The following is a 23,852-nucleotide window of genomic DNA, read 5'->3' as shown; positions in this document are numbered from 1 at the left end:
ATTCCAGAGAACCACGCCCTACGTGATGTACGCGCGCGAACCGCTGGAATGACACAAAGCTCTGCCCTGAAGCCCGGCCGTATTTCCGCTTAGTTGCTACTTGGTTGCTGCCTTTTCCCTGCTAGCCGCCGCATGAATCGTCACGCTACCGCGACCGGCAGGCAGTGCGCATCACATGAAGCGCACCGTGCAAAAACAAAATGCCTGTATCAGTGGAACTGACACAGGCATCTTGCTGAACGACTGGCCGATTACTTACGCAGACCCAGCTTCTCGATCAGTGCGCGGTAACGATCCGCGTCCTTACCCTTCAGGTAGTCGAGCAGCTTGCGACGGCGGCTCACCATGCGCAGCAGACCGCGGCGGCTGTGGTGATCCTTCGAGTGTTCCTTGAAGTGAACGGTCAGTTCGTTGATGCGGGTCGTGAGCAGCGCGACCTGAACTTCGGGGGAGCCGGTATCGTTAGCTGCGCGTGCGAATTGCGCGACGACTTCGGACTTCTTGCTTGTTTCAACTGCGGACATGTCGATTTCCTTGAGAACTAGACAGGCGGTCACGGAAGAAAGGCCGTGCCGTGGGTTACCCGTGTACGCATATTTTTAGCCATGCCTCACAACGGGACGCGTATTGTAGCACAGCCCAATCCGGCCGCGAACCCCGCTGTGCCGGGCGGGATCGTGGCAGGCCTAGGTTCGCTCGAGGGCTGTTTTACGGCCGTTTCATCCTGCACACAGTCGGCGGTACGGTCCGTTCGGGCGGCACGGCCAGCACCGTGCGGAAACCATAGCCTGAACCTTCATTGTCGAACTTGACGCCCGGCGTGCCGGCCTTGTCCATTTCCATGACGTAAAGGGGCTGGATCAGTTGATGGTCTTCGGCGCGCATCCATGAGGCGTGGAAGCCGTTGTCGAACTTGATGCCCTCCAACGCCCGGGCGACCGCCGTCGGGTCGGCACTGCCGGCGCGGTTCATCGCCGCGGCGAGGGTTTCGATCATCAGCGGCATGCGCAGCACCGGGTAGTCGTCCTGGGCAGCCGGGAAACGGGCGCGAAACGCTGCATACCAGGCGTCGGAGGCCGCACCGCCGGCGTTCGGGTGCCAGTCGGCCACCGCGACCACGTGCTTGACGCCGGCGTCGCCCAACGCGGCAGGCGCACCGAGGCTATTACCGTAGAACGTGTAGAAGCGGGTGTCCAGGCCCTGCTCCCGTGCCGCCTTGACCAGAAGCGTCAGGTCGTTGCCCCAGTTGCCGGTGATCACCGCGTCCGCGCCGCTCGCGCGGATCTTCGCGATGTACGGCGCGAAGTCTTTGACGCGGCCGATCGGATGAAACTCGTCGCCGACAACCGCAATATCCGGGCGCTTTGTCGCCAGCGTCGAACGCGCGAGGCTGCTGACATCATGGCCAAAGCTGTAATCCTGGTTTAGCAGATAGACCTTCTTTACTGCTTTGTCGCGCTGGATCACATCAGCCAGCGCATCCATGCGCATGCCCGCGTGCGCGTCGAAACGGAAGTGCCAGAAACTGCAATTGGCGTTGGTCAGGGCGGGATCGTCGGCGGAATAATTGAGGAACAGTTCGCGGTTGCCCGGCTCGCGGCTGTTCTGTTTGTCGATCGCGCCGATCAGCGCCGCGGCGACCGCCGAGCTATTGCCCTGCACGATGTACCCGATATGACGGTCAGCGGCCGCGCGCAGTTGCACGAGCGCCTCCTCCGCACTGCCCTTGCTGTCGAGCACGACCAGTTCGAGCGGATGCGCGCCATCGGCGAGCTGCACGCCGCCTGCTGCGTTCACCTGTTCGACACCGAAGCGCAGATTGCGCTCCACCGCCGCGCCCGCGTTCGCGAATGGGCCGGACATGCCTTCGATCAGCGCCAGCTGGATTGGGGTGCCCGTTGGCTTATTGACCGGCTTGCTTGCCGGACCAGACGCCGCATCTCCCGCAGCGAGCGCCGCCGCGGCCATCGAAATCGCTGCCAGCGCCACGACTGCCGCTGCCGCCCGTTGCCACTTCGCCATCGTCATTGCCCCGCTGGATTCGTCGAAGCGCGGATGATAGGGCGTTCCAGATGGAATAAGCAAGCCGGCGAAGCCGTTATCGTGATCACAGCGAGGGCGTGCGCGAAGCGCAAATCTTTTACTGCGGCCCGTGTCAAAATAATGCGGCTCGATGATAAAAACCGCGACTCAAATGCCATCGGAGGAATTCATGTTCAACCGCCACCCATCCACGGCGGCCTCGATCGAAGCGCCGCCCGCAGCACGTCTGCACCGTGCCACGCTCGCCTGTCTGAGCGCGCTCACGCTCACGATCACGCTCGCCGGCTGTGCGCAGCCATGGCAGCAATACAGCCAAGGCGCGGACGAATCGACCATCGTCGCCCGCCTTGGCGCGCCGCGTGAAAGCTACGACCTGCCCAACGGCGGCAAGCGGCTGATGTGGCCGACCCAGCCGATGGGCGAAACCACCACCGCCGCCGACATCGACGCATCCGGCAAGATCGTCACCGTTCGCCAGGTGCTTCAGCCCAACGAGTTCTACCGGGCGGAAATCGGCAAGTGGACGAAGAGCGACGTACTGGTGAATTTCGGCCGCCCAGTCGAAACATCGTATTTCCCGTTGATGAAGCGCGAGGTCTGGACGTATCGCTATCTGGAAGACAACGTCTGGTACATGATGTACAGCTTTTATTTCGACGATCAGGGCATTGTGCGACTCACGCAGAAAACACCTGACCCGATGCACGATCCGGATCGCCGCAACCTGTTCTGAGCGCCCGCTCGAACCCATTACGCATGAATCTACAAAGCCGCCTCTTCAGGCGGCTTTTTTTTATTTATTGCGCATGTCCGCGAATTTTATTTCACACACAGAGGCTTTATTTTTTGATAGAAAGGCTTTCGTAAGAATTGATTTGGCGTTGATCGTACCCGCTGTGCTGTTCGCACACGGCTGTGGATTCAACGACGAGCCTGTACGCCCTATTTACGGAGCCACTATCGATGAACCGTCCGAAACGCCTGCTGGTCGCCAATGTCGCATGGGCGCACGAAACCGCCGCGCGGAACCCCGAATTTTTCCGTGATCTGGTGCGAGGCCAGAATCCGCATGTGCTGTGGGTCGGCTGCTCGGACAGCCGCGTGCCCGCCGAAACCATCACGCATTGCGAGCCCGGCGATCTGTTCGTTCACCGCAACATCGCCAACCTTTTCCATCCCGACGACGACAACTCCGCCAGCGTCCTCGAATACGCAGTGCGCGTGCTGAAGGTCGGGCACGTGATCGTCTGCGGCCACTATGGCTGCGGTGGTGTGCGTGCTGCCTTGCTGCCGCCGGAACCGACCCTGCCGCATGTGAATCGACGGATCGCGCCTTTATGCGCGTTGGCAAAAGCGCATGGCGACGAACTCGGCGCTCGCGCAAGCGAGCGTGAGCGTATCGACCGTCTCGCCGAGTTGAATGTGCTCGAACAGGTCCGCCAGTTGCGCGCGAGTCCGATCGTGCGCGACGCTGACCCGGCGCCGCTCGTTCACGGCTGGATCTTCGCGCTCGAGGACGGGCGCATCAAAGTACTGACGTCCGGCTACGAAGCCGATGACGCGATGACCTGCACAACGGCCGCGCATAGCGCCGCCTAGTACGCAGCTTCTGTCAAACCGGCCCCGGCCCTCGCTTTCGCCGCACCCCAAGGCTCCACCCACTACTGCATCGACATCATGAACCTTCGAGCTTTTTTTTCCACGTTTCAGCGCGACCTGCTTGCGGGCACGGTCGTTTTTCTGGTGGCGCTGCCGCTATGTCTGGGCATCGCCAACGCGTCGGGCGTCGAGCCATTCGCCGGGCTCGTATCGGGCATCGTCGGCGGGCTGGTGGTTGCCGTGCTGAGCGGTTCGAGATTGAGCGTAAGTGGGCCGGCGGCCGGCCTCGTCGTGATCGTCGTCGACGGAATCGCGCAACTCGGCAGCTTCTCCGCGTTCCTGCTGGCGGTGTTGCTGTCCGGCGCGATTCAATTCGGCTTCGGCATGCTGAAGGCAGGCAGATTTGCAGCCTATGTGCCGTCGCCCGTGATCAAGGGCATGCTTGCGGCGATCGGCGTGCTGCTGATCGTCAAGCAGTTCCCGCTGGCGCTCGGGCTATTCGGCGCGAATGCGCCCGCCGGGTCGCAAGCTGCCGCCCAGCTAGCCGGCAGCATAACGACGCCGTTCGGCTCGATATCGCTCGCGGCCTGCGTGATCACCTTGCTCTCGCTAGCGATTCTGGTGGGCTGGGAAACACGCGCGCTACGCCGCTTTGTCCTGGTGCGCCTCGTACCCGCGCCGCTCGCGGTGGTTCTGCTGGGCATTGGCGCGACGCTGCTGCTCAGTCTGCTCGCTCCGTCGTTCGCGCCGCCTGCCGAGCATCGCGTCGCGCTGCCGTCGCTCGAATCGTTCGCCGCGTTGCAAGTCGCGCTCCAATGGGCCGACTTCGGTCCGCACTTCGCGCAACTGGTCAATCCCGATGTCTGGCGCGTCGCCATCACCCTGGCGATCGTCGCGAGTCTCGAAACGCTGCTGAGCCTCGAAGCAGTCGAACAGATCGATCCCGCCCGGCGTGCCGCGCCGCCGGATCGCGAATTGAAGGCACAGGGCGTGGGCAATCTGATCGCCGGCGCGATCGGCGGCCTGCCGATCACCTCGGTCATCGTGCGCAGCTCCGCGAATGTGCATGCGGGCGCGCAGAGCCGGCTGTCCGCGATCATTCACGGCGTGTTGCTGCTGGTGAGCGTGTTCGCGCTTACCAGCGTCATCAACCTGATTCCGCTCGCGTGCCTCGCGGCGATTCTTATCTTCACCGGCGTGAAACTCGCCAAGCCGTCGTTGTTCGTTGCCGTCGCCAAGCAGGGTTTCGCGCCGTTTGCGCCGTTCATCGTTACGCTGGTCGGCGTGCTCGCCACCGATCTGCTAATCGGCATCGTGCTCGGCATTCTGTGCAGCGTGCTGCTCGCACTGTATGCGAATCTGCGCAGCCCGATCGTGCTTGCGCAGCATGGCGATCACTATCTGCTGTCGTTTCGCAAGGATGTGTCGTTTCTCGGCAAGGTGCCGCTCAAGCACTATCTGCAGCAGATTCCCGACGGCGCGACCTTGATCGTCGACGCAACGCGTGCCGATTTCGTCGATCACGATGTGCGCGAATTGCTGGACACGTTTGTCGCCGATGCGCCGCGCCGCGAGATCTCGGTTGAAGTGCGGCATCAGGTTCAGGCGCAGGCACGCGCGGCGCGTGGGTGGTCGATGCGGCGGGCGGCGACGGAATAGTTTCAGCGCGCGGTACTTCAGCGCCGTACTCACAAGGAGGAGACACCACAAAAGCAGGAAGCCCCGTGCTTTTTTCAGGGCACGGGGCTTCTTGACAATCCGGTTCAGCGGGCACGCAATCAGCGCGCCGGCTTCTACGACTCCGAACGTTGCGGATTCAATTTATCGACGTTCGAATAAAGCTTGTTGAGCGCCGAAATATACGCCTTCGCGGAGGCAGCGACGATATCCGGATCCGTGCCGACGCCATTGACGATGCGCCCGCTCTTCGACAGCCGCACGGTCACTTCGCCCTGCGCCTGCGTACCCGTGGTGATGGCGTTCACCGAATACAGCAGCAGTTCCGACCCGCTACCCACTTCCGTTTCGATCGCATTGAGCGTGGCATCCACCGGACCGTTGCCGCGCGCTTCCCCGGTCACTTCCTTGCCTTCGACCGAGAACACAATCTTCGCGTGCGGCTGCTCGCCGGTTTCCGAATGCTGCGACAGCGACAGGAACTTGTAGTGCTCCTTCTCCTGCGCTTCAGCCGATTCCTCCGTGACGATCGCGATGATGTCTTCGTCGAAGATTTCCGACTTGCGGTCGGCCAACTCCTTGAAGCGTGCGAACGCGGTGTTCAACTCGCCTTCGCTATCGAGCGCGATGCCCAATTCCTGCAGACGTTGCTTGAACGCATTGCGGCCCGACAACTTGCCCAGCACGATCTTGTTCGCGCTCCAGCCCACATCTTCGGCACGCATGATTTCGTACGTGTCGCGCGCTTTCAGCACGCCGTCCTGGTGAATGCCGGACGCGTGCGCAAACGCATTCGCGCCGACCACCGCCTTGTTCGGCTGCACGACGAAACCGGTGATCTGCGACACCAGCTTCGAAGCCGGCACGATCTGGGTCGTATCGAGACCAATATCGAGGCCGAAGTAATCCTTGCGGGTCTTCACCGCCATCACGATTTCTTCGAGCGACGTATTGCCCGCGCGCTCGCCAAGACCGTTGATCGTGCACTCGACCTGACGCGCACCGCCGATCTGCACGCCGGCCAGCGAGTTCGCCACCGCCATGCCAAGGTCGTTATGGCAGTGCACCGAGAACACCGCCTTGTGCGAGTTCGGAATACGCTCGCGCAGCGTCTTCACAAGCTGGCCGTACAACTCCGGCACGCCATAGCCGACCGTATCGGCGATGTTGATCGTAGTCGCGCCTTCGGCGATGACCGCTTCCAGCACGCGGCACAGGAAATCCATGTCCGAGCGGCTGCCGTCTTCAGGCGAGAACTCGACGTCGTCCGTAAACTTGCGGGCGAACCGCACTGCCAGCTTTGCCTGTTCGAACACCTGATCCGGCGTCATGCGCAGCTTCTTTTCCATGTGCAGCGGCGACGTTGCGATGAACGTGTGGATGCGGAAACGATCGGCCGGCTTGAGCGCATCAGCAGCGCGTTGAATGTCTTTGTCGTTCGCGCGGGCCAGCGAGCAGATCGTGCTGTCCTTGATCAGGCCCGCGATCGTGTGAATCGAATCGAAGTCGCCGTTCGAGCTGGCCGCGAAACCGGCTTCGATCACGTCCACCTTCATCCGCTCGAGCTGCTTCGCGATACGGATTTTCTCTTCCTTCGTCATCGACGCACCGGGCGATTGCTCGCCGTCACGCAAGGTGGTGTCGAATATGATCAGTTTGTCGGCCATGTCGGGTCTCCTGAGGAGTCGTTCAATTGTGGGGATCGGATAGTGGAATTCGGGCGTTCGCGCCACCGTTGGCGACGCTATAAAGCGCGGACGAGGCAGACGGAGGGCGGAAACGATAGGCGATCAACGCGCTGAATGCGCCAACACTAGCGCACCTGTGGCACACCGGCCTGCTTATTAGGCCCGCTAGGCCCGCTAGGCCCGCTGAGGCTCGTGCCGCAGCTCAAATGGGAACCTGAACGCATTTATCCAACGACTATAGCGGCATTCCCGTCGCCGTGCAATTGGCGTCGGACCTGCCTGCCGCGCGCCGCCGGACGGGCCGGGCAACGAAAAACGGCAGCCTGCAAAGGCTGCCGTTTTCTCATGTCGCGTTCATGCAGGGAAGGTGCGCCGTTACCTGTCGCGCGCCACGGACCGGGCCGGATTCGCCCTGCCCCGTAGCGTCTGGTAGCCCCAGAACACATAGCCCGACAGACCGTACAGCACGAACAGGCCGAACAGCATCAGCGGCGGATCGGACGACACCAGCACGAACGCCACCACCACCAGCAGAATCACGCCGAACGGCACGCGGTGCCGCACGTCGAGCGCCTTGCCGCTATAGAACGGCGCGTTCGACACCATCGTCACGCCGGCGTAGATAGTCAGCACGAAAGCGACCCACGGCAGCCACACCAGCTTGAGCGGCACGCGGTTGTCGGTGGCGAGCCACACGAAACCGGCGATCAGCGCGGCAGCAGCCGGACTGGGCATGCCCTGGAAAAAGCGTTTGTCGACCACGCCGATGTTCGTGTTGAAGCGCGCGAGACGCAACGCCGCCCCCGAACAATAGACGAACGCCGCGAGCCAGCCCCAGCGGCCGAGATCCTTCAGAACCCACTCGTACATCACGAGCGCCGGCGCCACACCGAACGAGACCATGTCCGAGAGGCTGTCGAACTGTTCGCCAAACGCGCTCTGCGTATGCGTCATGCGGGCGACCCGACCGTCCATGCCGTCCAGCACCATCGCCACGAAGATCGCGATCGCCGCGATTTCGAAGCGCACGTTCATCGCCTGCACCACGGCAAAGAAACCGCAAAAGAGCGCGGCGGTGGTGAACGCGTTCGGCAGCAGGTAAATGCCGCGTTTCCTCAGGAACTGCTGACGCTGGGCGCGCCGGCTATCGACTGCTCCCGTCTCCGCCACGACCGGCTTGTTGCGGCGGAACGGACGCGGGAGCGGTCCGCTGTTGCGGGGTCGACGCGGTTTGAATGCGGCCATTCGGAAAACCTCCTTGGTGCCGCTTTATAGTTCAGCGAGGATCGTGGACGACGCCGAAACCTTCTCGCCGATCGACACACGCGGACGGCTGCCAACCGGCAGGTACACGTCGACACGCGAGCCAAAACGGATAAATCCATAACGCTGGCCACGCGTGAGCGGCTCGCCTGAGCGTACGTAGCAAAGAATGCGCCGCGCAATCAGACCGGCGATCTGCACCGACGTCACCGTCTGGCCGCCGGCCATTTCGATCACCACCGCATTGCGCTCGTTTTCGAGCGAGGCTTTGTCCACGGCGGCATTCAGATACGCGCCCGGGAAATATTCGACCTTGGAGATCGCACCGTCCACCGGCGAGCGCTGCGAGTGGACATTGAAAACGTTCATGAACACGCTGATCTTCAGCGCTTCACGGTTGGCATAGGGATCATGCGCTGTTTCGACCGCGACGATACGGCCGTCGGCCGGGCACAGTACGGCGTTTGCCTGAGTCGGAATCGGCCGGGCAGGATCGCGGAAGAACTGCACGACGAAGATCAGGATCAGCCAGAACAGCCATGCAAAGCCGAATCCCGCGAAGGCATGAACCAGTAATGCAACGACGGCCGCGATGGCGATGAACGGCCAGCCTTCTCGCGCGATGATCGGATGAGGGTAATTCATGGATGGCTTCTAGATTTTTGTAAAACCGTAGGATAGCAAAAGCCGCCCAGGGTTCAGCACCCTTGGACGGCTTTTTGCATTACCGGTTGCCGCGACGAGGCGCCGCGCCGGTCACATGCGGCAAAGCTGGCTTCTTAGTTTTTCGACTGGTCGACCAGCTTGTTCTTCGCGATCCACGGCATCATCGCGCGCAGCTTCGAACCGACCTGTTCGATCTGGTGCTCGGCCGTCAGACGGCGGCGCGATTGCAGCGTCGGTGCGCCGGCCTTGTTTTCGATGATGAAGCTCTTTGCGTACTCGCCGGTCTGAATGTCCGTCAGCACAGCCTTCATCGCCTTCTTCGTTTCAGCCGTCACGATACGCGGACCCGTCACGTACTCGCCGTATTCGGCGTTGTTCGAGATCGAGTAGTTCATGTTCGCGATGCCGCCTTCGTAGATCAGGTCGACGATCAGCTTCAGTTCGTGCAGGCACTCGAAGTACGCCATTTCCGGCGCGTAGCCCGCTTCCACCAGCGTTTCGAAACCGGCCTTGATCAGGTCGACGGTACCGCCGCACAGCACGGCTTGTTCGCCGAACAGGTCGGTTTCCGTTTCTTCGCGGAAGTTCGTTTCGATGATGCCGGCACGGCCGCCGCCGTTCGCTGCCGCGTACGACAGAGCGATGTCACGCGCCGCGCCCGACTTGTCTTGCGCAACGGCGATCAGGTGGGGCACGCCGCCACCTTGCGAGTACGTACCGCGAACCGTGTGGCCCGGCGCCTTCGGCGCGATCATGATGACGTCCAGATCCGCACGCGGGATCACCTGACCGTAGTGCACGTTGAAACCGTGTGCGAAGGCCAGCGCCGCGCCTTGCTTGATGTTGGCGTGCACTTCCTTGGCGTAGACTTCGGCGATCTGCTCGTCCGGCAGCAGCATCATGACGACGTCTGCGCCCTTGACGGCTTCTGCCACTTCCTTGACTTGCAGGCCGGCGTTCTCGGCCTTCCTCCACGATGCGCCGCCCTTGCGCAGACCGACCGTGATGTTCACGCCGCTTTCCTTCAGGTTCAGCGCGTGAGCATGGCCTTGCGAGCCATAGCCGATGATGGTGACTTGCTTACCCTTGATGAGGGAGAGGTCGGCGTCCTTGTCGTAGAAAACTTTCATGTCGGTTCCTTGGCTAAATTCGGTGAAATCAGTGAAATACGAATACTGCGAATGTTGTGCTGCTTGGCCGGGTTCTTGAAAGCGCTGCCCGGCTTCGATCGAGACGGTTGATGACGCAACTTGGAATGCAACTCAGAACCGCCGCTCAGCGCGCGTCAAACCTTCAGAATGCGCTCGCCGCGGCCGATGCCCGAACTGCCCGTACGGACGGTTTCGAGAATCGCAGTCGCGTCGATCCCTTCGATGAAGGCATCGAGCTTGTCGCTCGCGCCCGTCAGTTCGATCGTGTAGGTCTTTTCCGTGACGTCGATGATGCGGCCGCGGAAAATATCCGACATCCGTTTCATCTCCTCACGTTCCTTGCCGACCGCCCTCACCTTGATCAACATCAGCTCGCGCTCGATGTGGGCGCCCTCGGTAAGGTCGACCACTTTCACCACCTCGATCAGGCGGTTCAGATGCTTCGTGATCTGTTCGATCACGTCGTCCGAGCCAATGGAGACGATGGTCATGCGCGACAGCGAACGGTCTTCGGTCGGAGCCACCGTCAAGGTTTCAATGTTGTAGCCGCGTGCCGAGAACAGCCCCACCACGCGTGATAACGCGCCCGGTTCGTTTTCCAGCAGGACAGAAATAATGTGTCTCATGTTTCGCTTCTTCCAGATGTTTTGTCGATGTATGCGAGCGGTTTCGCGCCGCTTCGTCCGCCTTCGCCCTTTTTGAAGGCGCGCATGACGAAGCCAACGCTGCGTTTAACTCAACGCGCCGTCGTTATAGATCTTCCGAACCCATGAGCATCTCCGTGATGCCCTTGCCGGCCTGAACCATCGGCCAGACGTTTTCGGTCGGATCGGTCTGGAAATCGAGAAACACTGTGCGATCTTTCAGGCGCAGCGCTTCCTTCAGCGCCGGCTCGACATCGGCCGTGCGTTCGATACGCATGCCGACATGGCCGTACGCTTCGGCGAGCTTCACGAAATCCGGCAGCGCATCCATGTACGAATGCGAATAGCGCTTGCTGTATTCGATCTGCTGCCACTGGCGCACCATGCCCAGATAGCGGTTGTTCAGCGAAATGATTTTCACCGGAGTCTCGTACTGCTTGCAGGTCGAGAGTTCCTGGATACACATCTGGATCGACCCTTCGCCCGTGATACAGAGCACGTCGTCGTCCGGGTGCGCCATCTTCACGCCCATCGCCGCCGGCAAGCCGAAGCCCATCGTGCCGAGGCCACCGGAGTTGATCCAGCGGCGCGGCTTGTTGAAGCGATAGAACTGCGCCGCCCACATCTGGTGCTGGCCGACGTCGGAACACACGAAGGCATTGCCGTCGGTCAGTTCCCACGCCTTTTCCACCACGTACTGCGGCTTGATGATGTCGCTCTTGCGATCGAACTTCAGACAGTCTTTGGCGCGCCAGGCTTCGATGTCCTTCCACCAGTCGGCGAGCGCCGCGGTGTCCGGGCCATGCTCGGCCGTTTGCAACTGCTCGATCAGCTCCTTCAGCACTTCCTTCACGTCGCCGACGATCGGAATGTCGACCTTGACGCGCTTGGAAATGGAGGACGGATCGATGTCGATATGGATGATCTTCCGTGGGCGCGACGCGAAGTGCGTCGGGTCGCCGATCACACGGTCGTCGAAACGCGCGCCGATCGCGATCAGCACGTCGCAGTGCTGCATCGCCATGTTGGCTTCGTACGTGCCGTGCATGCCGAGCATGCCGAGGAATTTCTTGTCGCTCGCTCGGTAGCCGCCCAGACCCATCAACGTATTGGTGATCGGGTAACCGAGCAGATCGGCGAACTGGTTCAGCTCACGCGATGCATCCGCGAGAATGATGCCGCCGCCGGTATAGATATACGGACGCTTGGCCGACAGCAGCAGGGCCACGGCCTTGCGAATCTGGCCGGAGTGACCTTTCGTGACCGGATTGTACGAACGCAGCGACACGGTCTTGAGCGGTTCGTACTGGCACGGCGCCTTCGACACGTCTTTCGGGATGTCGATCAGCACCGGGCCGGGACGGCCGGTACGGGCAATGTAGAACGCTTTCTTGACGGTGGCGGCCAGGTCGCGCACGTCCTTCACGAGGAAGTTGTGCTTCACGCAGGGACGCGTGATGCCGACCGTATCGCACTCCTGGAACGCATCCTGACCGATCGCGGCAGTCGGCACCTGGCCGCTGATGATCACCATCGGGATCGAATCCATGTAGGCCGTCGCGATGCCGGTCACCGCATTGGTGACGCCGGGGCCGGAGGTCACGAGGCACACGCCCACTTTGCCGGTGGAACGCGCGTAGGCGTCAGCGGCGTGGACTGCGGCTTGTTCGTGGCGCACGAGGACGTGCTGGAATTTGTCCTGCTTGTACAGCTCGTCGTAAATGTAGAGTACCGAGCCGCCGGGATAGCCCCAGATAAACTCGACGTCTTCGTCGGCCAGTGCCTTCATGAGCACGGTGGCGCCGATAGAGCCGGCTTCGGGATGGGGGGTCGTATCCGACGTGGAGAATTCCGCGCTGGGCATATTCATTTATTCACCTTTCGAATTTTCGGCAAAAAATTGATCGGGTGCTCTCTGCCGGGCTTGTGGCTCGGGTTCAAGCGGCGCGTCCAGTTGACAGGTGAGCTTCTTGGGCCACACCTCAATTGAGACAAGTCACTTATGTTGCGAACCAGCGAAGATATCTGCAGATGTTCGCGCGGTCAAGCAAATATTGCCCTGGCACCCTGCCCCCGAATCCCGCCATGGGTCAAAAACGACCGATAGTTCGTTATAGAGATGCAAGTTAGGACCGGTTTCGCCCCAGCGGCTCGAAAGTTTGTTAGCATCCGCGAGTTTTACGACATTTTTCGACCGATTACGCGCACGCACGCTGCGCCGACCCCCAAACGGATGGCATCAGACAAGGAACTCGCCGATTTTCTGGCGGGCGTCGAAAGGCGCGCATTCAAGCAGACGGTCTACGCCGTGCGGGACGACGACGCCTCGCTCGATATCGTGCAGGACGCGATGATCAAACTCGCCGAAAAATATGGCGACCGTCCTGCCGCCGAACTTCCGCTCCTGTTTCAGCGTATTCTCCAGAATGCGATGCACGACTATTTCCGTCGTGCCAAAGTGCGCAATACTTGGGTTAGTCTGTTTTCTTCGCTCGGCAACGCCGACGACGACGAATTCGACCCACTCGAAACATTCGAGGCGCAGCAAGGTTCAGCGGGCTCGGAAAGCAACGAACAGAAACTCGAACGCGAACAGGTCTTACAGTTAATCGACGACGAGATCCAAAAATTACCGGCACGTCAACGGGAGGCGTTTCTCATGCGTTATTGGGAGGATATGGATGTCGCCGAGACTGCCGCCGCGATGGGCTGCTCCGAAGGCAGTGTGAAAACACACTGCTCGCGGGCCACCCACACGCTGGCGCAAGCGCTCAAGGCTAAAGGAATTACGCTATGAGCTCCCTAGAAACCAAAGAACTCGAGTTCGCCCGCCAGGTGCGCCGCGCGCTCGACGAAAACGCCGCCAGTATCCCGTCCGCCACCGTCGACCGGCTCGCCGCGGCGCGCCGGGCCGCGCTCGCTCGCAAGAAGCCCGAAACCGTGAGCGCGCCGGTGTTCGTACCCGCCTTCGCCGGTGCCGGCATGCCGTCCGGCATGCCGCAGGTCGAGATGCCGCGGCGCCGCCGCTCGCCGCTGCGCCGCTTCGCGCTCGCCTGGCCGCTGGTCGCGCTGGTCGTCAGCCTGGTGGGCATCGCCTACTGGGAAGACCAGCAACGCACCGCCGAACTCGCCGATATCGATGCAGCCATGCTAAGCGACGACTTGCCGCTCAATGCCTATCTCGATCACGGTTTCAACGCGTACCTATCACGCGCCCACTGAGCGGGAGATTCTTCGGGTGAGCTACAAGCGCGGCTTGGCCGTTGTTTTCGGATGCGCGATCGCGGCTTTGGTGTCGTTTGCCGCGACCTATCCGCGCTTTTATCCGAGCCCGTCGACCGCCAGCACGCCCGCCGCAGGCGGCAACGCAACAGCCAAGACACCCGCGCCTACGCTCGCCGTCGAACTGCCCGGCCTGTCCGACAACAATGGCCCGATGGCGTGGTCGCACCTGAGTTCGGCCGAACACCTCGCGCTCGCGCCGTTTGCCGGCGTTTGGGATTCCTTCAGCGACGAACGCAAGCGAAAATGGATCAAGATCGCGGCGCGTTACCCGAAATTGTCGCCGGATGCGCAAAAACGCCTGCATGACCGAATGACTGAATGGGTGCGCATGACACCCGATCAGCGGCGCGTTGCCCGCGAAAACTATCAGGTGTCGAAGGAGTTGCCGCGAGAAACCCGCCAGAACGCATGGAAGGCTTATCAGCAATTGCCGGAAGAGCTGAAGGAGCGGCTCGCCGCGAGCGAGCGCAAACGGCGGCCGAGCGTCGTGAGCGCGCCGCCGTCCGGCAAGTCCGAGATCAAGGGCCTGGACCGTCTGGTCAACGCCCGGGAGCACGGCGCAAGCGGTGCCGCAGCGGCCAGTGCCGCGGAGGCCGCTTCATTGCCGAGCCCGGTCGCCACGCCGGCGATTCCCGCCGCGGGCAGCTTCGTGCCCGCCACGCCGGTGCCGGTTTCGCCGGCCGAGGCGCCGTCGATCTTCAACGGTTCCTGATCCGCCCCCATCGTGCCCCAGCCGCTCGCCACCCCGACGCCGCCCGCCGAATCGTCCGGCACCGCACCCACCGTTCGCCGGCGCCTTGCCGCACTGCTCTACGAAGCCGTGATCCTGTTCGGCGTCGTGTTCATCGCCGGCTATCTGTTCAGCACGTTGACGCAGCAGCGCAACGGTCTTACCCATCACAACCTGCTCGCTGCGTGGATCGGCCTCGTGGTCGGTCTGTATTTCGTCTGGTTCTGGACGCACAGCGGCCAGACGCTGCCGATGAAAACCTGGCGCCTGCGCGTCGTCGCCGCCAACGGCACGGCGCTGTCGACGGGCCGCGCAATCGCTCGTTACGTGCTGGCGTGGCTGTGGTTTTTACCGCCGCTCGCGCTGCATCCCTTGCTGGGCCTCGCCGTGCCGCAAACGCTGGCGATCGCCGCGATCTGGTTTGCGCTGTGGGCCGCCACCGGCCGCCTCGATTCGCAACGTCAATTCCCGCACGACCGCCTTGCCGGCACGCGGGTCATTAGCGTCGCGCACTGAGAAAACTGGCCGCCTCGCAATTCACGCCGCCGCGCCGGCGGTTCGCGTTCGCCCGACTGCGATCGCCGCTCGCCACAGACCCTGTCTGCCCCCTCTCTCCCGCCACAGTAATAAGAACTTCTCGTGACTGTCACGGCACGGTCACGCGCGGCTGGCGCAATACGGGCACCGCAACTCGACGCGTGAGCCATGGACCCCAAAACGTCCGCGACTTCCCTGTTCCGCCAGACCGGCCCGAGCGTCGACCCTGTCGCGTTCCGCCCGGAACCCAACCCTAGCCACGGCTTGCCGTTGCCCGTGCCGTCGCTGCCGCTCGACGCGCACGCCACCCATCACGACGACGACCACGCCGAGCCGCACCGCTACCGCACCATCTGGCTGTCCGACATCCACCTCGGCTCGAGCGGTTGTCAGGCGCCGTATCTGCTCGACTTCCTGCGTCACAACGAGTCGGAATACCTGTACCTCGTGGGCGACATCATCGACGGCTGGCAGTTGAAAAAGGGCTGGTACTGGCCACAGGCGCACAACGATGTCGTGCAGAAGGTGCTGCGCAAAGCGCGCAAAGGCACCCAGGTCATCTACGTGCCCGGCAATCACGACGAAGCCGCGCGTCAGTTCTGCGACCTCGCATTCGGCGACATCCACGTGCGCGGCGAGGCGTTCCACACGACACTCGCCGGCAAGCGCCTGTGGATCGTGCATGGCGACCTGTTCGACGGCGTGATTCAGCACGCGAAGTGGCTCGCCTATCTCGGCGACACGCTCTACACCATGATCCTGGTCCTGAACCGCTGGTTCAACCGGATCCGCAGCCGGCTCGGCTTTCCGTACTGGTCGCTGTCGCAATACCTGAAGCATCAGGTGAAAAATGCGGTGAATTTCATCTCGTCGTTCGAGCATGTGATGACCGACGAAGCGCGCCGCCGTGGTTGCGACGGCGTGGTTTGCGGGCACATCCACAAAGCCGAAATCCGCGACATCGACGGCGTGCTGTATTGCAACGACGGCGATTGGGTCGAAAGCCTGTCGGCACTCGTCGAGACGTATGAAGGCGAACTCAAGGTGATCTACTGGACCGTGATGCGCGCCCCGGAAGTCGGCGTGCAAAAGGCCCGGGCGACCGCGTAGTCCCTCTCCACTTCTATTGGGCCAAAACCGATGAAGATCATGATCGTCACCGACGCATGGGAACCGCAGGTCAATGGCGTCGTGCGCACGCTGAAAAACACGACGCGCGAACTCACCGCACTCGGCCACCGCGTCGACTTGCTGACGCCGCTCGAATTCAAGACGATTCCGTGCCCAACCTATCCTGAGATTCGCCTGTCGCTGATGCCGCGCCGCAAGCTGCGTCAGCGGATCGACGAATTCGCGCCCGACGCGCTGCACATCGCCACCGAAGGCCCGCTCGGCATGGCCGCGCGCGCCTATGCGATCCAGCACAAGCTGCCGTTCACAACCGCCTATCACACGCGCTTTCCCGAATACGTGCAGGCGCGTTTCGGCATTCCGCTCGTCGCCACCTACAAGTTCCTGCACTGGTTCCACAAGGCGTCGCTCGCGGTGATGGCGCCGACGCCGGTGGTCAAGGCCGACCTCGAAAAATTCGGCTTCACCAACGTGGTGTTGTGGACGCGCGGTGTCGACCTCGAGATCTTTCACCAGATGGACTCGAAAGTCCTCAACACCGCGCGGCCGATCTTTCTGTACGTGGGACGCGTGGCGGTCGAGAAGAACGTCGAGGCGTTTCTCAAACTCGATCTGCCCGGATCGAAGTGGGTTGCCGGCGAAGGCCCGGCGCTGGCCGAACTGAAGTCGCGCTATCCGCAGGCGAATTACCTGGGCGTGCTGACGCAAGCCGAACTGGCCAAGGTCTACGCGGCCGCCGACGTCTTCGTGTTCCCGAGCCGCACCGACACCTTCGGACTCGTGCTGCTCGAAGCGCTCGCCTGCGGCACGCCGGTCGCGGCGTATCCCGTGACCGGCCCGATCGACGTGCTCGGCGACGGCGGCGCGGGCGCCATGCACGAAGACTTGCGCGAGGCTTGCCTCGAAGCGCTGAAAATCGAGCGCAGCCATGCGCGCGCGTGGGCCGAACGCTTCTCGTGGGCCGCGGCATCCGAGCAGTTCGCGGCGCACCTGAAGCCGCTGCCGCGCGCGTCGTATAGCGAGGAAAGCGCCGCCGCTTGAGGCGACGCGCCGAGCCGTTTATGCGAACCCGACACTCCACCGCGGCGCGCGCGTCGAACGGCGCGCTGCACACCGGCGATACCGACGCCGCCGGCATCGAGCCGTTCGACGACGTCAGCGAGCACGACGCGCCGAATCATGTCGATCACGTCGATCGCGCGAATGGCGTTCGCGGCATGAACGGCGCGAGCCTCGCGAGTCCCCTCGCGAGTCCCGACAACGACTCCCATCACGAGCCGCTCAGCCCCGACGATCCGCTCGCCCCGCTCCCCTTCAACCCGTACAAGGGCAATCGCGGAGTGACCCGCGCATGGCACGCGATGAAAAATTCGCTTGCCGGGTTTCGCGTGGCGATCCGCGAGGAAAGCGCGTTCCGCCAGGAACTCACACTCGCCGCGATCCTGATTCCGTGCGGCGTGCTGGTGCCGGTCGATCCCGTGTCGCGCGTGTTGCTGCTCGGCTCGGTCATGCTGGTGCTGATCGTCGAATTGCTGAATTCGAGCGTCGAGGCGGCCATCGACCGGATTTCGCTCGAACGCCACGAATTGTCGCGCCGGGCCAAGGATCTGGGCAGTGCGGCGGTGATGGTCGCACTCGGCATGTGCGTGATGACGTGGGTGCTGATTGTCGGGCCGCTCGTCGTGCGCTGGGTCAAGGCGTGGCTATGAGCCTGACCGCGAACCCGCCCTGCGGCGGCGCCAGGCGCAGCGTGTCCGGCGTCCCAAAGGATGAAAACCCTGAGTATCCTCTTGGTATAAGAACGGTCGGTTTATAATCGTCCGATAGCCCCACGGGAAACCGCTGGGGCGCTCACTATACCAACCGCGTCCGGATGGATCACGCTAGAGCGGCAAGCCGCCACGCGCCCAGCCCGGCGAAACCAGGGCCGGACGACATGGAAGCCAAACCTCCCCGCCGCACCCGCGAACGGATACTCGAACTATCGTTGAAACTGTTCAACGAAATCGGCGAACCGAACGTCACCACGACGACGATCGCCGAGGAAATGGAAATCAGTCCAGGCAACCTGTACTACCACTTCCGCAACAAAGACGACATCATCAACAGCATCTTCAGCCAGTTCGAGCAGGAGATCGAAAAGCGTCTGCGCTTTCCCGACGACCACCGCGCCACCATCGACGAGATGTGGTCGTACCTGCAGTACATGGTCGATTTCACCTGGCGCTATCGTTTCCTGTATCGCGACCTGAACGATCTGCTGGCGCGCAACCGCACGCTGGAGACGCACTTCAAGCAGATCATCAGCCACAAGGTGCGCTTTGCCAGCCAGTTCTGCGAACAGCTCGTGGCCGACGGCGAAATGGTCGCCACGCCCGAGGAGTTGCATGTGATCGCCACCAATGTCGGCGTGATCGGCACGTACTGGCTGTCGTATCAGTTCGTGATGAACCCGCGCAAGTACAACGAACAGGAAACGATTCGCGCGGAGCTGCATCAGGTGAGCGTGCAGATCGTCTCGCTGATGGCGCCTTATCTGCGCGGCCGCTCGCGGCAGATTTTCGACGACCTCGTCTCCGGCAAGCTGCCCAAGCGCGAGTTCTACGACTACCTGCCGCCGAAGGAAGGCGCCGCGCCTCGCAACGAACCGAAGGACGTTTGAGCATGAAGTCGGTGTGTGTGTATTGCGGCTCCTCCGACGGAGTCAGACCGTTGTACGCCGACGCCGCGCGCGCTTTCGGCCGCGCGCTGGTGCAGGCCGATCTCGCGCTGGTCTATGGCGGCGGCAAGGTCGGCCTGATGGGCGTGATCGCCGATACGGTGATGGCCGAAGGCGGCCGCGCAATCGGCGTGATTCCGGAGTTGCTGGTCAACAAGGAAGTCGGCCATAACGGCCTGACCGAACTGCATGTGGTGCCCGACATGCATCATCGCAAGAAGATGATGGCCGACCTGTCCGACGCGTTCGTCGCGATGCCGGGCGGCGCGGGCACGCTCGAAGAACTGTTCGAGGTCTATACGTGGGCGCAGCTCGGCTATCACCAGAAGCCGGTGGCACTGCTGAATATCGACGGCTTCTACGATCCGCTGATCGCGCTCCTCAAACACACAGTCGACGAAGGTTTCATGAGGCAGACCTATTTCGACATCCTGCAACGGGATGCCGATCCGGTCGCGCTGATCGACAAGCTGCAACGCTACAGGCCGCCTGCCAGCGACAAATGGGCCATCAAGCGCGACGCCGTTTGATCGCCGCCTGCCGCGTTTCTTCGACCCGCTGAACGAACACCGGCCGCACGCCCTTGCGGTCCCACCCGAACGATGAGGTTGCAATGACGAAAACCGTTCTGATCACCGGTGGCAGCCGCGGCATTGGCCGCGCAACCGCGCGTTTGCTGGGCGCGCGCGGCTGGTCGGTCGGCGTGAATTACGTGAGCAACCTCGCGGCCGCGCAAGACACCGTGGCCGAAGTGGAACTCGCCGGCGGCCAGGCGTTGCCGATTGCCGGCGACGTCGCCAGCGAAGCCGATGTGATCGCGATGTTCGACGCACTCCGGCAAAACTTCGGCCGGCTCGATGCGCTCGTCAACAATGCCGGAATCGTCGCGCCCTCGAGCCAGCTCGCGGACATGGACCTCGCGCGCCTGAAGCGCATGTTCGACGTCAACGTGCTCGGCGCGTATCTGTGCGCACGCGAAGCCGCGCGCCGGATGTCGACAAGCCGTGGCGGCGCGGGCGGCGTGATCGTGAACATCTCGTCGGCGGCCTCGCGTTTGGGGTCGCCGAACGAATACGTCGACTACGCCGGTTCGAAAGGCGCGGTCGACACCATGACGATCGGCCTCGCCAAGGAACTCGGCCCGCAAGGCGTGCGCGTGAACGCGGTGCGCCCCGGCCTGATCGATACCGACATCCACGCCAGCGGCGGCAAGCCCGAGCGCGCCGCCCAGCTCGGCGCGACCACGCCGCTCGGCCGCCCCGGTAGCGCCGACGAAGTGGCCGAGTCGATCGTCTGGTTGCTGAGCGACGCCGCTTCGTACGTGACGGGCGCGCTGCTCGACGTCGCCGGCGGACGCTGAATCCCTCTTTTCCGTGGCCGCGCCAGTGATTTCTGGCGGCCGCCTTCTCCTTTCCTGACTCCCCATTCCCGTCAATTTGGTGAGGAATCGGTGCAATCCGTTCGGCTAACCGCAATATTCGACGCCTTTTCCGTAATCGACCGTAATCAACTCGGACTACAATCGCAGCGTTCGCATGCAACCGCATGCGACGCATAGTCAGAGCCTAAGTCCGCGGCCCACGCCGCCGCGTACGGCGACCAGAGATTCTCATGCACGAAAACCCATCCGCGCCCTGGCGCGCGGGGAACGTCGCGGCTGCGACGCCAGCACCGGCCTGCCCCGCCGATGCCGCACCGGACACGCCCCCCGGCTCGGCACACGCCGCCGAATCCGGCGCCGCCCTGCCAGCCGGCCACCTTGCCGCGGCGCCCGTAAGGCCCGACGCCCCCGCCGGTCCCATGGAACCCGGCGCTCCGGCGCCCGCTTCGCGCGGCGCCCGCCGCTTGCGCGCGCTCACGGCTGCCCGTCCGTTGATGTGGCTGGCCGCGCTGGCGATCCTGTGCGCGTGGCTTTTGCCTGGCACCCTGGGCCACGAGCCGTGGAAACAGGACGAGACCTACACGTTCGGGATCATCCAGCACATGCTCGACACCGGCGATCTGGTCGTGCCGACCAACGCCGGCCAGCCCTTCGTCGAAAAACCGCCGATCTACGACTGGGTCGCCGCCGGCCTCGCGTGGATGTTCGGCCGCTACCTGCCGTTGCACGACGCCGCACGCCTCGCGAGCGCGCTCTTCGCCGGGCTGACCGTCTACTACACGGCACGCGCCGCCCGCCGCGCGGTGGCCGCGTCGAGCTGGTTCGACGTCCGGGTGATCGGCACGCTGGCCTTGTTCGCGAGCACGCTCGTCGTCATCAAGCACGTGCACGACATGATGACCGACGTCGCGCTGATGGCCGGCGCCGCCATCGGCTTTTGCGGACTGTTCGAACTCGTCCTCGTGCATCTGCGCGACGAAGCGCGCCTGCTACCGGTCGACGCGCGCCGCCGGCGCCGCGCGATTCTGAGCGGCGCGGCGATGTTCGGCGCCGGCGTGGGCGTGTCGTTGCTGGCCAAGGGCCTGTTCGTGCCGCTCGTGTTCGGCGCCACCACCGTCGCGGTGCTGGTGCTGTATCCCGCCTGCCGCACCCGCAGCTTTGCAGGGGCACTCGGCGTCGCAGCGCTGGTCTGCGCGCCCTTCGCGCTGATCTGGCCGACCTTTTTCTATCTCCGCTCCGAAGCACTCTTCAAGGTCTGGCTGTGGGACAACAACATTGGCCGCTTCTTCGGCTTTTCGGTGGCGGAACTCGGCTCTGAAAACGAAAGCCGCCTGTTCGTGCTGCGCACCGTCTTGAGCGTCGGCTTTCCAGTCGTACCGCTTGCATTGGCCGCACTCGCCGGCGGCGGATGGCGCCGCTGGCGCGATCCGGGTATCGCGCTGCCGGTGATTTTCGCGGGCACCGGTTTCGCCGTTCTGCAAAGTTCGGCGACGGTGCGCGAGCTGTACATCCTGCCGTTCATCGCCCCGCTTGCCCTGGTGGCGATGCAGGGCATCGACAAGCTGCCGCGGCGTCTGCACGCGAGCTGGGACATGGCGAGCCGCGTGCTGTTCGGCAGCGCGGCCGCGCTCGCGTGGATCATCTGGTCGATCATGAGCGGTCCGGCCAACACGCATGCGTCGCTGCACCGGCTCGGCCGCTGGCTGCCGCTCGACTGGGTGCTGCCGGTCAAACCCGGACTGATCGCGGCCGCACTGCTGATGACGCTCGGCTGGCTGTGGCTGCTGCCGGTCTTCAAATACACCGGCAAATGGCGCGGCGCGCTGAGCTGGTGCGTGGGCGCGATTCTCGCGTGGGGACTGGTGAGTACGCTGCTGCTGCCGTGGCTCGACTATGCGAAGAGCTACCGCTCCGTGTTCGAAAACCTCGGCGCCAGGCTGAATATCGAGTGGAACGACGGCGATTGCATGGCCAGCACGGACCTCGGCGAATCAGAAGCACCGATGCTGTACTACTACACCGGCATCGAGCATCAACCGACCGCGAATCCGGCGACAACCGAGTGCACGTGGCTGATCGCGCAGAGCCGCACCGACAATGCGCGCGCGCCGGCGGGCGATTGGCGGCTGTTCTGGTCAGGTGCGCGCCCAGGCGACACCGACGAGCTGCTGCGGGTGTTCGTTCGGACGCCGACGGCGCCCACGCACGGCGAATAGCAAACGGCGGCGCAAGACGGCACTGCACTGCACGCGCAGACCGTGCCGGACCAGACTTGTGCCAACGCGTTTCCCTAACGCCTAGAACGACGAACCGGGTTCCTTGAGGAAAGCCTTTTCCTCATCGGTCGACTGGCGCCCGAGTTGCGCATTGCGATGCGGAAAGCGTCCGAAACGCTCGATGATTCTGGCGTGACTGACCGCCGAGGAGTAGTAGGACGCACCGCCCGGCTCCGCCTTCAGCTGTTTGAACAGGCGCAACGATTCGTGCTGGCTGGCAAGCGTTTCGTCGTGTTCGAACGGCAGGTATGCGAACGCACGGTGATGCACGGTCGGCAACAGGAGATCGGCGCCGCCGGCGATCATCTGATGCGCGATGCGCAACGCGTGTTGATCGCCAGCGAAAGCACGCGGTGTATTGCGGTGGCAATTACGGGAAAACTGATCCAGCACGATAACAAGCGCCAACGCGCCGAGCGGTGTTGCCGTCCAGCTGTCGAGGGATCCCGCGCGCGCCGCTTCGATGAGTGTTCCGAAGCGTTCCAGCAGCGTCGCATCGAAGGCATCGTCGCGCGAGAACCAGCGCTTGCGCGCCTCGCCGAAGGTAGGCGCATCCGAAGCGCCGAACCAGCAGTCCAGGACCGCACGCGCCTCCGCCGGTTCCACCGGTTCCACGGTTTCCGCCGCCTCCTCCCGCTCAACCATTGCGATTGCGCATCCAGTCCGCCGTTTCGAAGAACGACGCCAACAATCGCTCCCGCAATGGCTCGGCAAGCCCAACGTCTTCCATCGCCCACGCCATGCAGCGAAGCCACTGATCCCGCTCGCTGGACGCGATCGGAAACGGCATATGCCGGGCTCGCAGCCGGGGATGGCCGAAGCGGCTGATGTAATGATCGGGGCCGCCCATCCATCCGCACAGGAACCAGAAGAACTTGTCGCGCGAGCCATCGAGCGACGCCGGATGCAACGCGCGAATCCCGGCGAATTCAGCTTCGAGATCCATCAGGTCATAAAAACGGTCGACCAGCCCGCGCACGCGCGCTTCACCGCCCACCAGTTCGAAGGCCGTCGGCTGCGCCGCGGACACTTCGTCGTTAAGATCGCTCATACTCAATCACA

The 23,852-nt window shown here is 63.1% G+C and carries 24 protein-coding genes; 14 read left to right on the top strand and 10 right to left on the bottom strand.

Features of this window, described 5'->3' with window-relative positions:
- Window positions 1-251 precede the first annotated feature (251 nt).
- Together rpsO and DSC91_RS30790 are read right to left on the bottom strand one after the other, a co-directional pair.
- The gene (rpsO, locus tag DSC91_RS30795) at window positions 252-524 is read right to left on the bottom strand and encodes a 30S ribosomal protein S15 (RefSeq protein WP_115782312.1); all 273 of its coding nucleotides are present in this window, start codon (window positions 522-524) and stop codon (window positions 252-254) included.
- Window positions 525-708: 184 nt separating this feature from the next.
- Window positions 709-2,028, bottom strand: a complete 1,320-nt coding sequence (locus DSC91_RS30790; protein ID WP_115782311.1) for a branched-chain amino acid ABC transporter substrate-binding protein — start codon at window positions 2,026-2,028, stop codon at window positions 709-711.
- 184 nt (window positions 2,029-2,212) lie between these two features.
- Here DSC91_RS30790 and DSC91_RS30785 point away from each other — a divergent pair, with 184 nt between their 5' ends.
- The 3 genes from DSC91_RS30785 to DSC91_RS30775 all read left to right on the top strand — a co-directional run bounded on the left by DSC91_RS30785 (window position 2,213) and on the right by DSC91_RS30775 (window position 5,301).
- Window positions 2,213-2,776, top strand: a complete 564-nt coding sequence (locus tag DSC91_RS30785; RefSeq protein ID WP_115782310.1) for a hypothetical protein — start codon at window positions 2,213-2,215, stop codon at window positions 2,774-2,776.
- A gap of 230 nt (window positions 2,777-3,006) precedes the next feature.
- Window positions 3,007-3,642 (top strand): carbonic anhydrase, encoded by a 636-nt coding sequence (locus tag DSC91_RS30780; protein ID WP_115782309.1) that lies wholly within the window; start codon window positions 3,007-3,009, stop codon window positions 3,640-3,642.
- 78 nt (window positions 3,643-3,720) lie between these two features.
- Window positions 3,721-5,301, top strand: coding sequence for a SulP family inorganic anion transporter (locus tag DSC91_RS30775; protein WP_115782308.1), 1,581 nt, complete (start codon window positions 3,721-3,723; stop codon window positions 5,299-5,301).
- A 134-nt stretch (window positions 5,302-5,435) separates the two neighbouring features.
- On the opposite strand, the gene DSC91_RS30770 is transcribed toward DSC91_RS30775, so the two are convergent.
- The 6 genes from DSC91_RS30770 to DSC91_RS30745 all read right to left on the bottom strand — a co-directional run bounded on the left by DSC91_RS30770 (window position 5,436) and on the right by DSC91_RS30745 (window position 12,601).
- Window positions 5,436-6,986, bottom strand: coding sequence for a 2-isopropylmalate synthase (locus DSC91_RS30770; protein WP_115782307.1), 1,551 nt, complete (start codon window positions 6,984-6,986; stop codon window positions 5,436-5,438).
- A 396-nt stretch (window positions 6,987-7,382) separates the two neighbouring features.
- A complete protein-coding gene (gene pssA / locus DSC91_RS30765) occupies window positions 7,383-8,252 on the bottom strand; it encodes a CDP-diacylglycerol--serine O-phosphatidyltransferase (protein WP_115782306.1) in 870 nt (289 codons plus the stop codon).
- A 24-nt stretch (window positions 8,253-8,276) separates the two neighbouring features.
- A complete protein-coding gene (locus DSC91_RS30760) occupies window positions 8,277-8,915 on the bottom strand; it encodes a phosphatidylserine decarboxylase (RefSeq protein ID WP_054034968.1) in 639 nt (212 codons plus the stop codon).
- 134 nt (window positions 8,916-9,049) lie between these two features.
- Entirely contained in the window at window positions 9,050-10,066 is a 1,017-nt protein-coding gene (ilvC, locus tag DSC91_RS30755) for a ketol-acid reductoisomerase (RefSeq protein ID WP_115782305.1), read from the bottom strand.
- Between the two features lie 155 nt (window positions 10,067-10,221).
- Window positions 10,222-10,713 (bottom strand): acetolactate synthase small subunit, encoded by a 492-nt coding sequence (gene ilvN / locus DSC91_RS30750; RefSeq protein WP_011487482.1) that lies wholly within the window; start codon window positions 10,711-10,713, stop codon window positions 10,222-10,224.
- 124 nt (window positions 10,714-10,837) lie between these two features.
- Entirely contained in the window at window positions 10,838-12,601 is a 1,764-nt protein-coding gene (locus DSC91_RS30745; protein WP_115782304.1) for an acetolactate synthase 3 catalytic subunit, read from the bottom strand.
- A gap of 363 nt (window positions 12,602-12,964) precedes the next feature.
- Between DSC91_RS30745 and DSC91_RS30740 the strand changes: the two genes are divergently transcribed.
- The 11 genes from DSC91_RS30740 (at window position 12,965) to DSC91_RS30690 (ending at window position 22,730) form a co-directional block, all read left to right on the top strand.
- The gene (locus tag DSC91_RS30740) at window positions 12,965-13,528 is read left to right on the top strand and encodes an RNA polymerase sigma factor (protein WP_054034971.1); all 564 of its coding nucleotides are present in this window, start codon (window positions 12,965-12,967) and stop codon (window positions 13,526-13,528) included.
- Window positions 13,525-13,953 carry a DUF3619 family protein gene (locus DSC91_RS30735; RefSeq protein WP_115782303.1) on the top strand — a complete coding sequence of 143 codons (429 nt, stop codon included), beginning with the start codon at window positions 13,525-13,527 and terminating at the stop codon, window positions 13,951-13,953. Before DSC91_RS30740 ends, DSC91_RS30735 begins: the two co-directional genes overlap by 4 nt.
- A gap of 16 nt (window positions 13,954-13,969) precedes the next feature.
- Complete coding sequence (locus DSC91_RS30730) at window positions 13,970-14,728, top strand: DUF3106 domain-containing protein (protein ID WP_115782302.1); 759 nt, start codon at window positions 13,970-13,972, stop codon at window positions 14,726-14,728.
- 12 nt (window positions 14,729-14,740) lie between these two features.
- Window positions 14,741-15,262, top strand: coding sequence for an RDD family protein (locus DSC91_RS30725; RefSeq protein ID WP_115782301.1), 522 nt, complete (start codon window positions 14,741-14,743; stop codon window positions 15,260-15,262).
- Between the two features lie 189 nt (window positions 15,263-15,451).
- On the top strand, window positions 15,452-16,393 hold the full coding sequence (locus DSC91_RS30720) for a UDP-2,3-diacylglucosamine diphosphatase (protein WP_115782300.1): 942 nt from the start codon (window positions 15,452-15,454) through the stop codon (window positions 16,391-16,393).
- Window positions 16,394-16,423: 30 nt separating this feature from the next.
- A complete protein-coding gene (locus tag DSC91_RS30715) occupies window positions 16,424-17,455 on the top strand; it encodes a glycosyltransferase family 4 protein (RefSeq protein ID WP_115782299.1) in 1,032 nt (343 codons plus the stop codon).
- Between the two features lie 20 nt (window positions 17,456-17,475).
- Window positions 17,476-18,123, top strand: a complete 648-nt coding sequence (locus DSC91_RS30710) for a diacylglycerol kinase (protein WP_115782298.1) — start codon at window positions 17,476-17,478, stop codon at window positions 18,121-18,123.
- A 227-nt stretch (window positions 18,124-18,350) separates the two neighbouring features.
- Complete coding sequence (locus DSC91_RS30705) at window positions 18,351-19,076, top strand: TetR/AcrR family transcriptional regulator (protein WP_054034977.1); 726 nt, start codon at window positions 18,351-18,353, stop codon at window positions 19,074-19,076.
- Between the two features lie 2 nt (window positions 19,077-19,078).
- The gene (locus DSC91_RS30700) at window positions 19,079-19,663 is read left to right on the top strand and encodes an LOG family protein (RefSeq protein WP_115782297.1); all 585 of its coding nucleotides are present in this window, start codon (window positions 19,079-19,081) and stop codon (window positions 19,661-19,663) included.
- Between the two features lie 83 nt (window positions 19,664-19,746).
- Entirely contained in the window at window positions 19,747-20,493 is a 747-nt protein-coding gene (locus DSC91_RS30695; protein ID WP_115782296.1) for an SDR family oxidoreductase, read from the top strand.
- A gap of 251 nt (window positions 20,494-20,744) precedes the next feature.
- On the top strand, window positions 20,745-22,730 hold the full coding sequence (locus tag DSC91_RS30690) for an ArnT family glycosyltransferase (RefSeq protein WP_115782295.1): 1,986 nt from the start codon (window positions 20,745-20,747) through the stop codon (window positions 22,728-22,730).
- A gap of 81 nt (window positions 22,731-22,811) precedes the next feature.
- On the opposite strand, the gene DSC91_RS30685 is transcribed toward DSC91_RS30690, so the two are convergent.
- Together DSC91_RS30685 and DSC91_RS30680 are read right to left on the bottom strand one after the other, a co-directional pair.
- A complete protein-coding gene (locus tag DSC91_RS30685; RefSeq protein WP_115782294.1) occupies window positions 22,812-23,435 on the bottom strand; it encodes a DUF924 family protein in 624 nt (207 codons plus the stop codon).
- Window positions 23,428-23,841, bottom strand: a complete 414-nt coding sequence (locus tag DSC91_RS30680) for a group II truncated hemoglobin (protein ID WP_115782293.1) — start codon at window positions 23,839-23,841, stop codon at window positions 23,428-23,430. Before DSC91_RS30680 ends, DSC91_RS30685 begins: the two co-directional genes overlap by 8 nt.
- Between the last annotated feature and the right edge of the window lie 11 nt (window positions 23,842-23,852).

Source organism: Paraburkholderia caffeinilytica, from assembly GCF_003368325.1.
Taxonomy (GTDB): domain Bacteria; phylum Pseudomonadota; class Gammaproteobacteria; order Burkholderiales; family Burkholderiaceae; genus Paraburkholderia; species Paraburkholderia caffeinilytica.
This window is presented reverse-complemented; position numbering and strand designations above follow the sequence as displayed.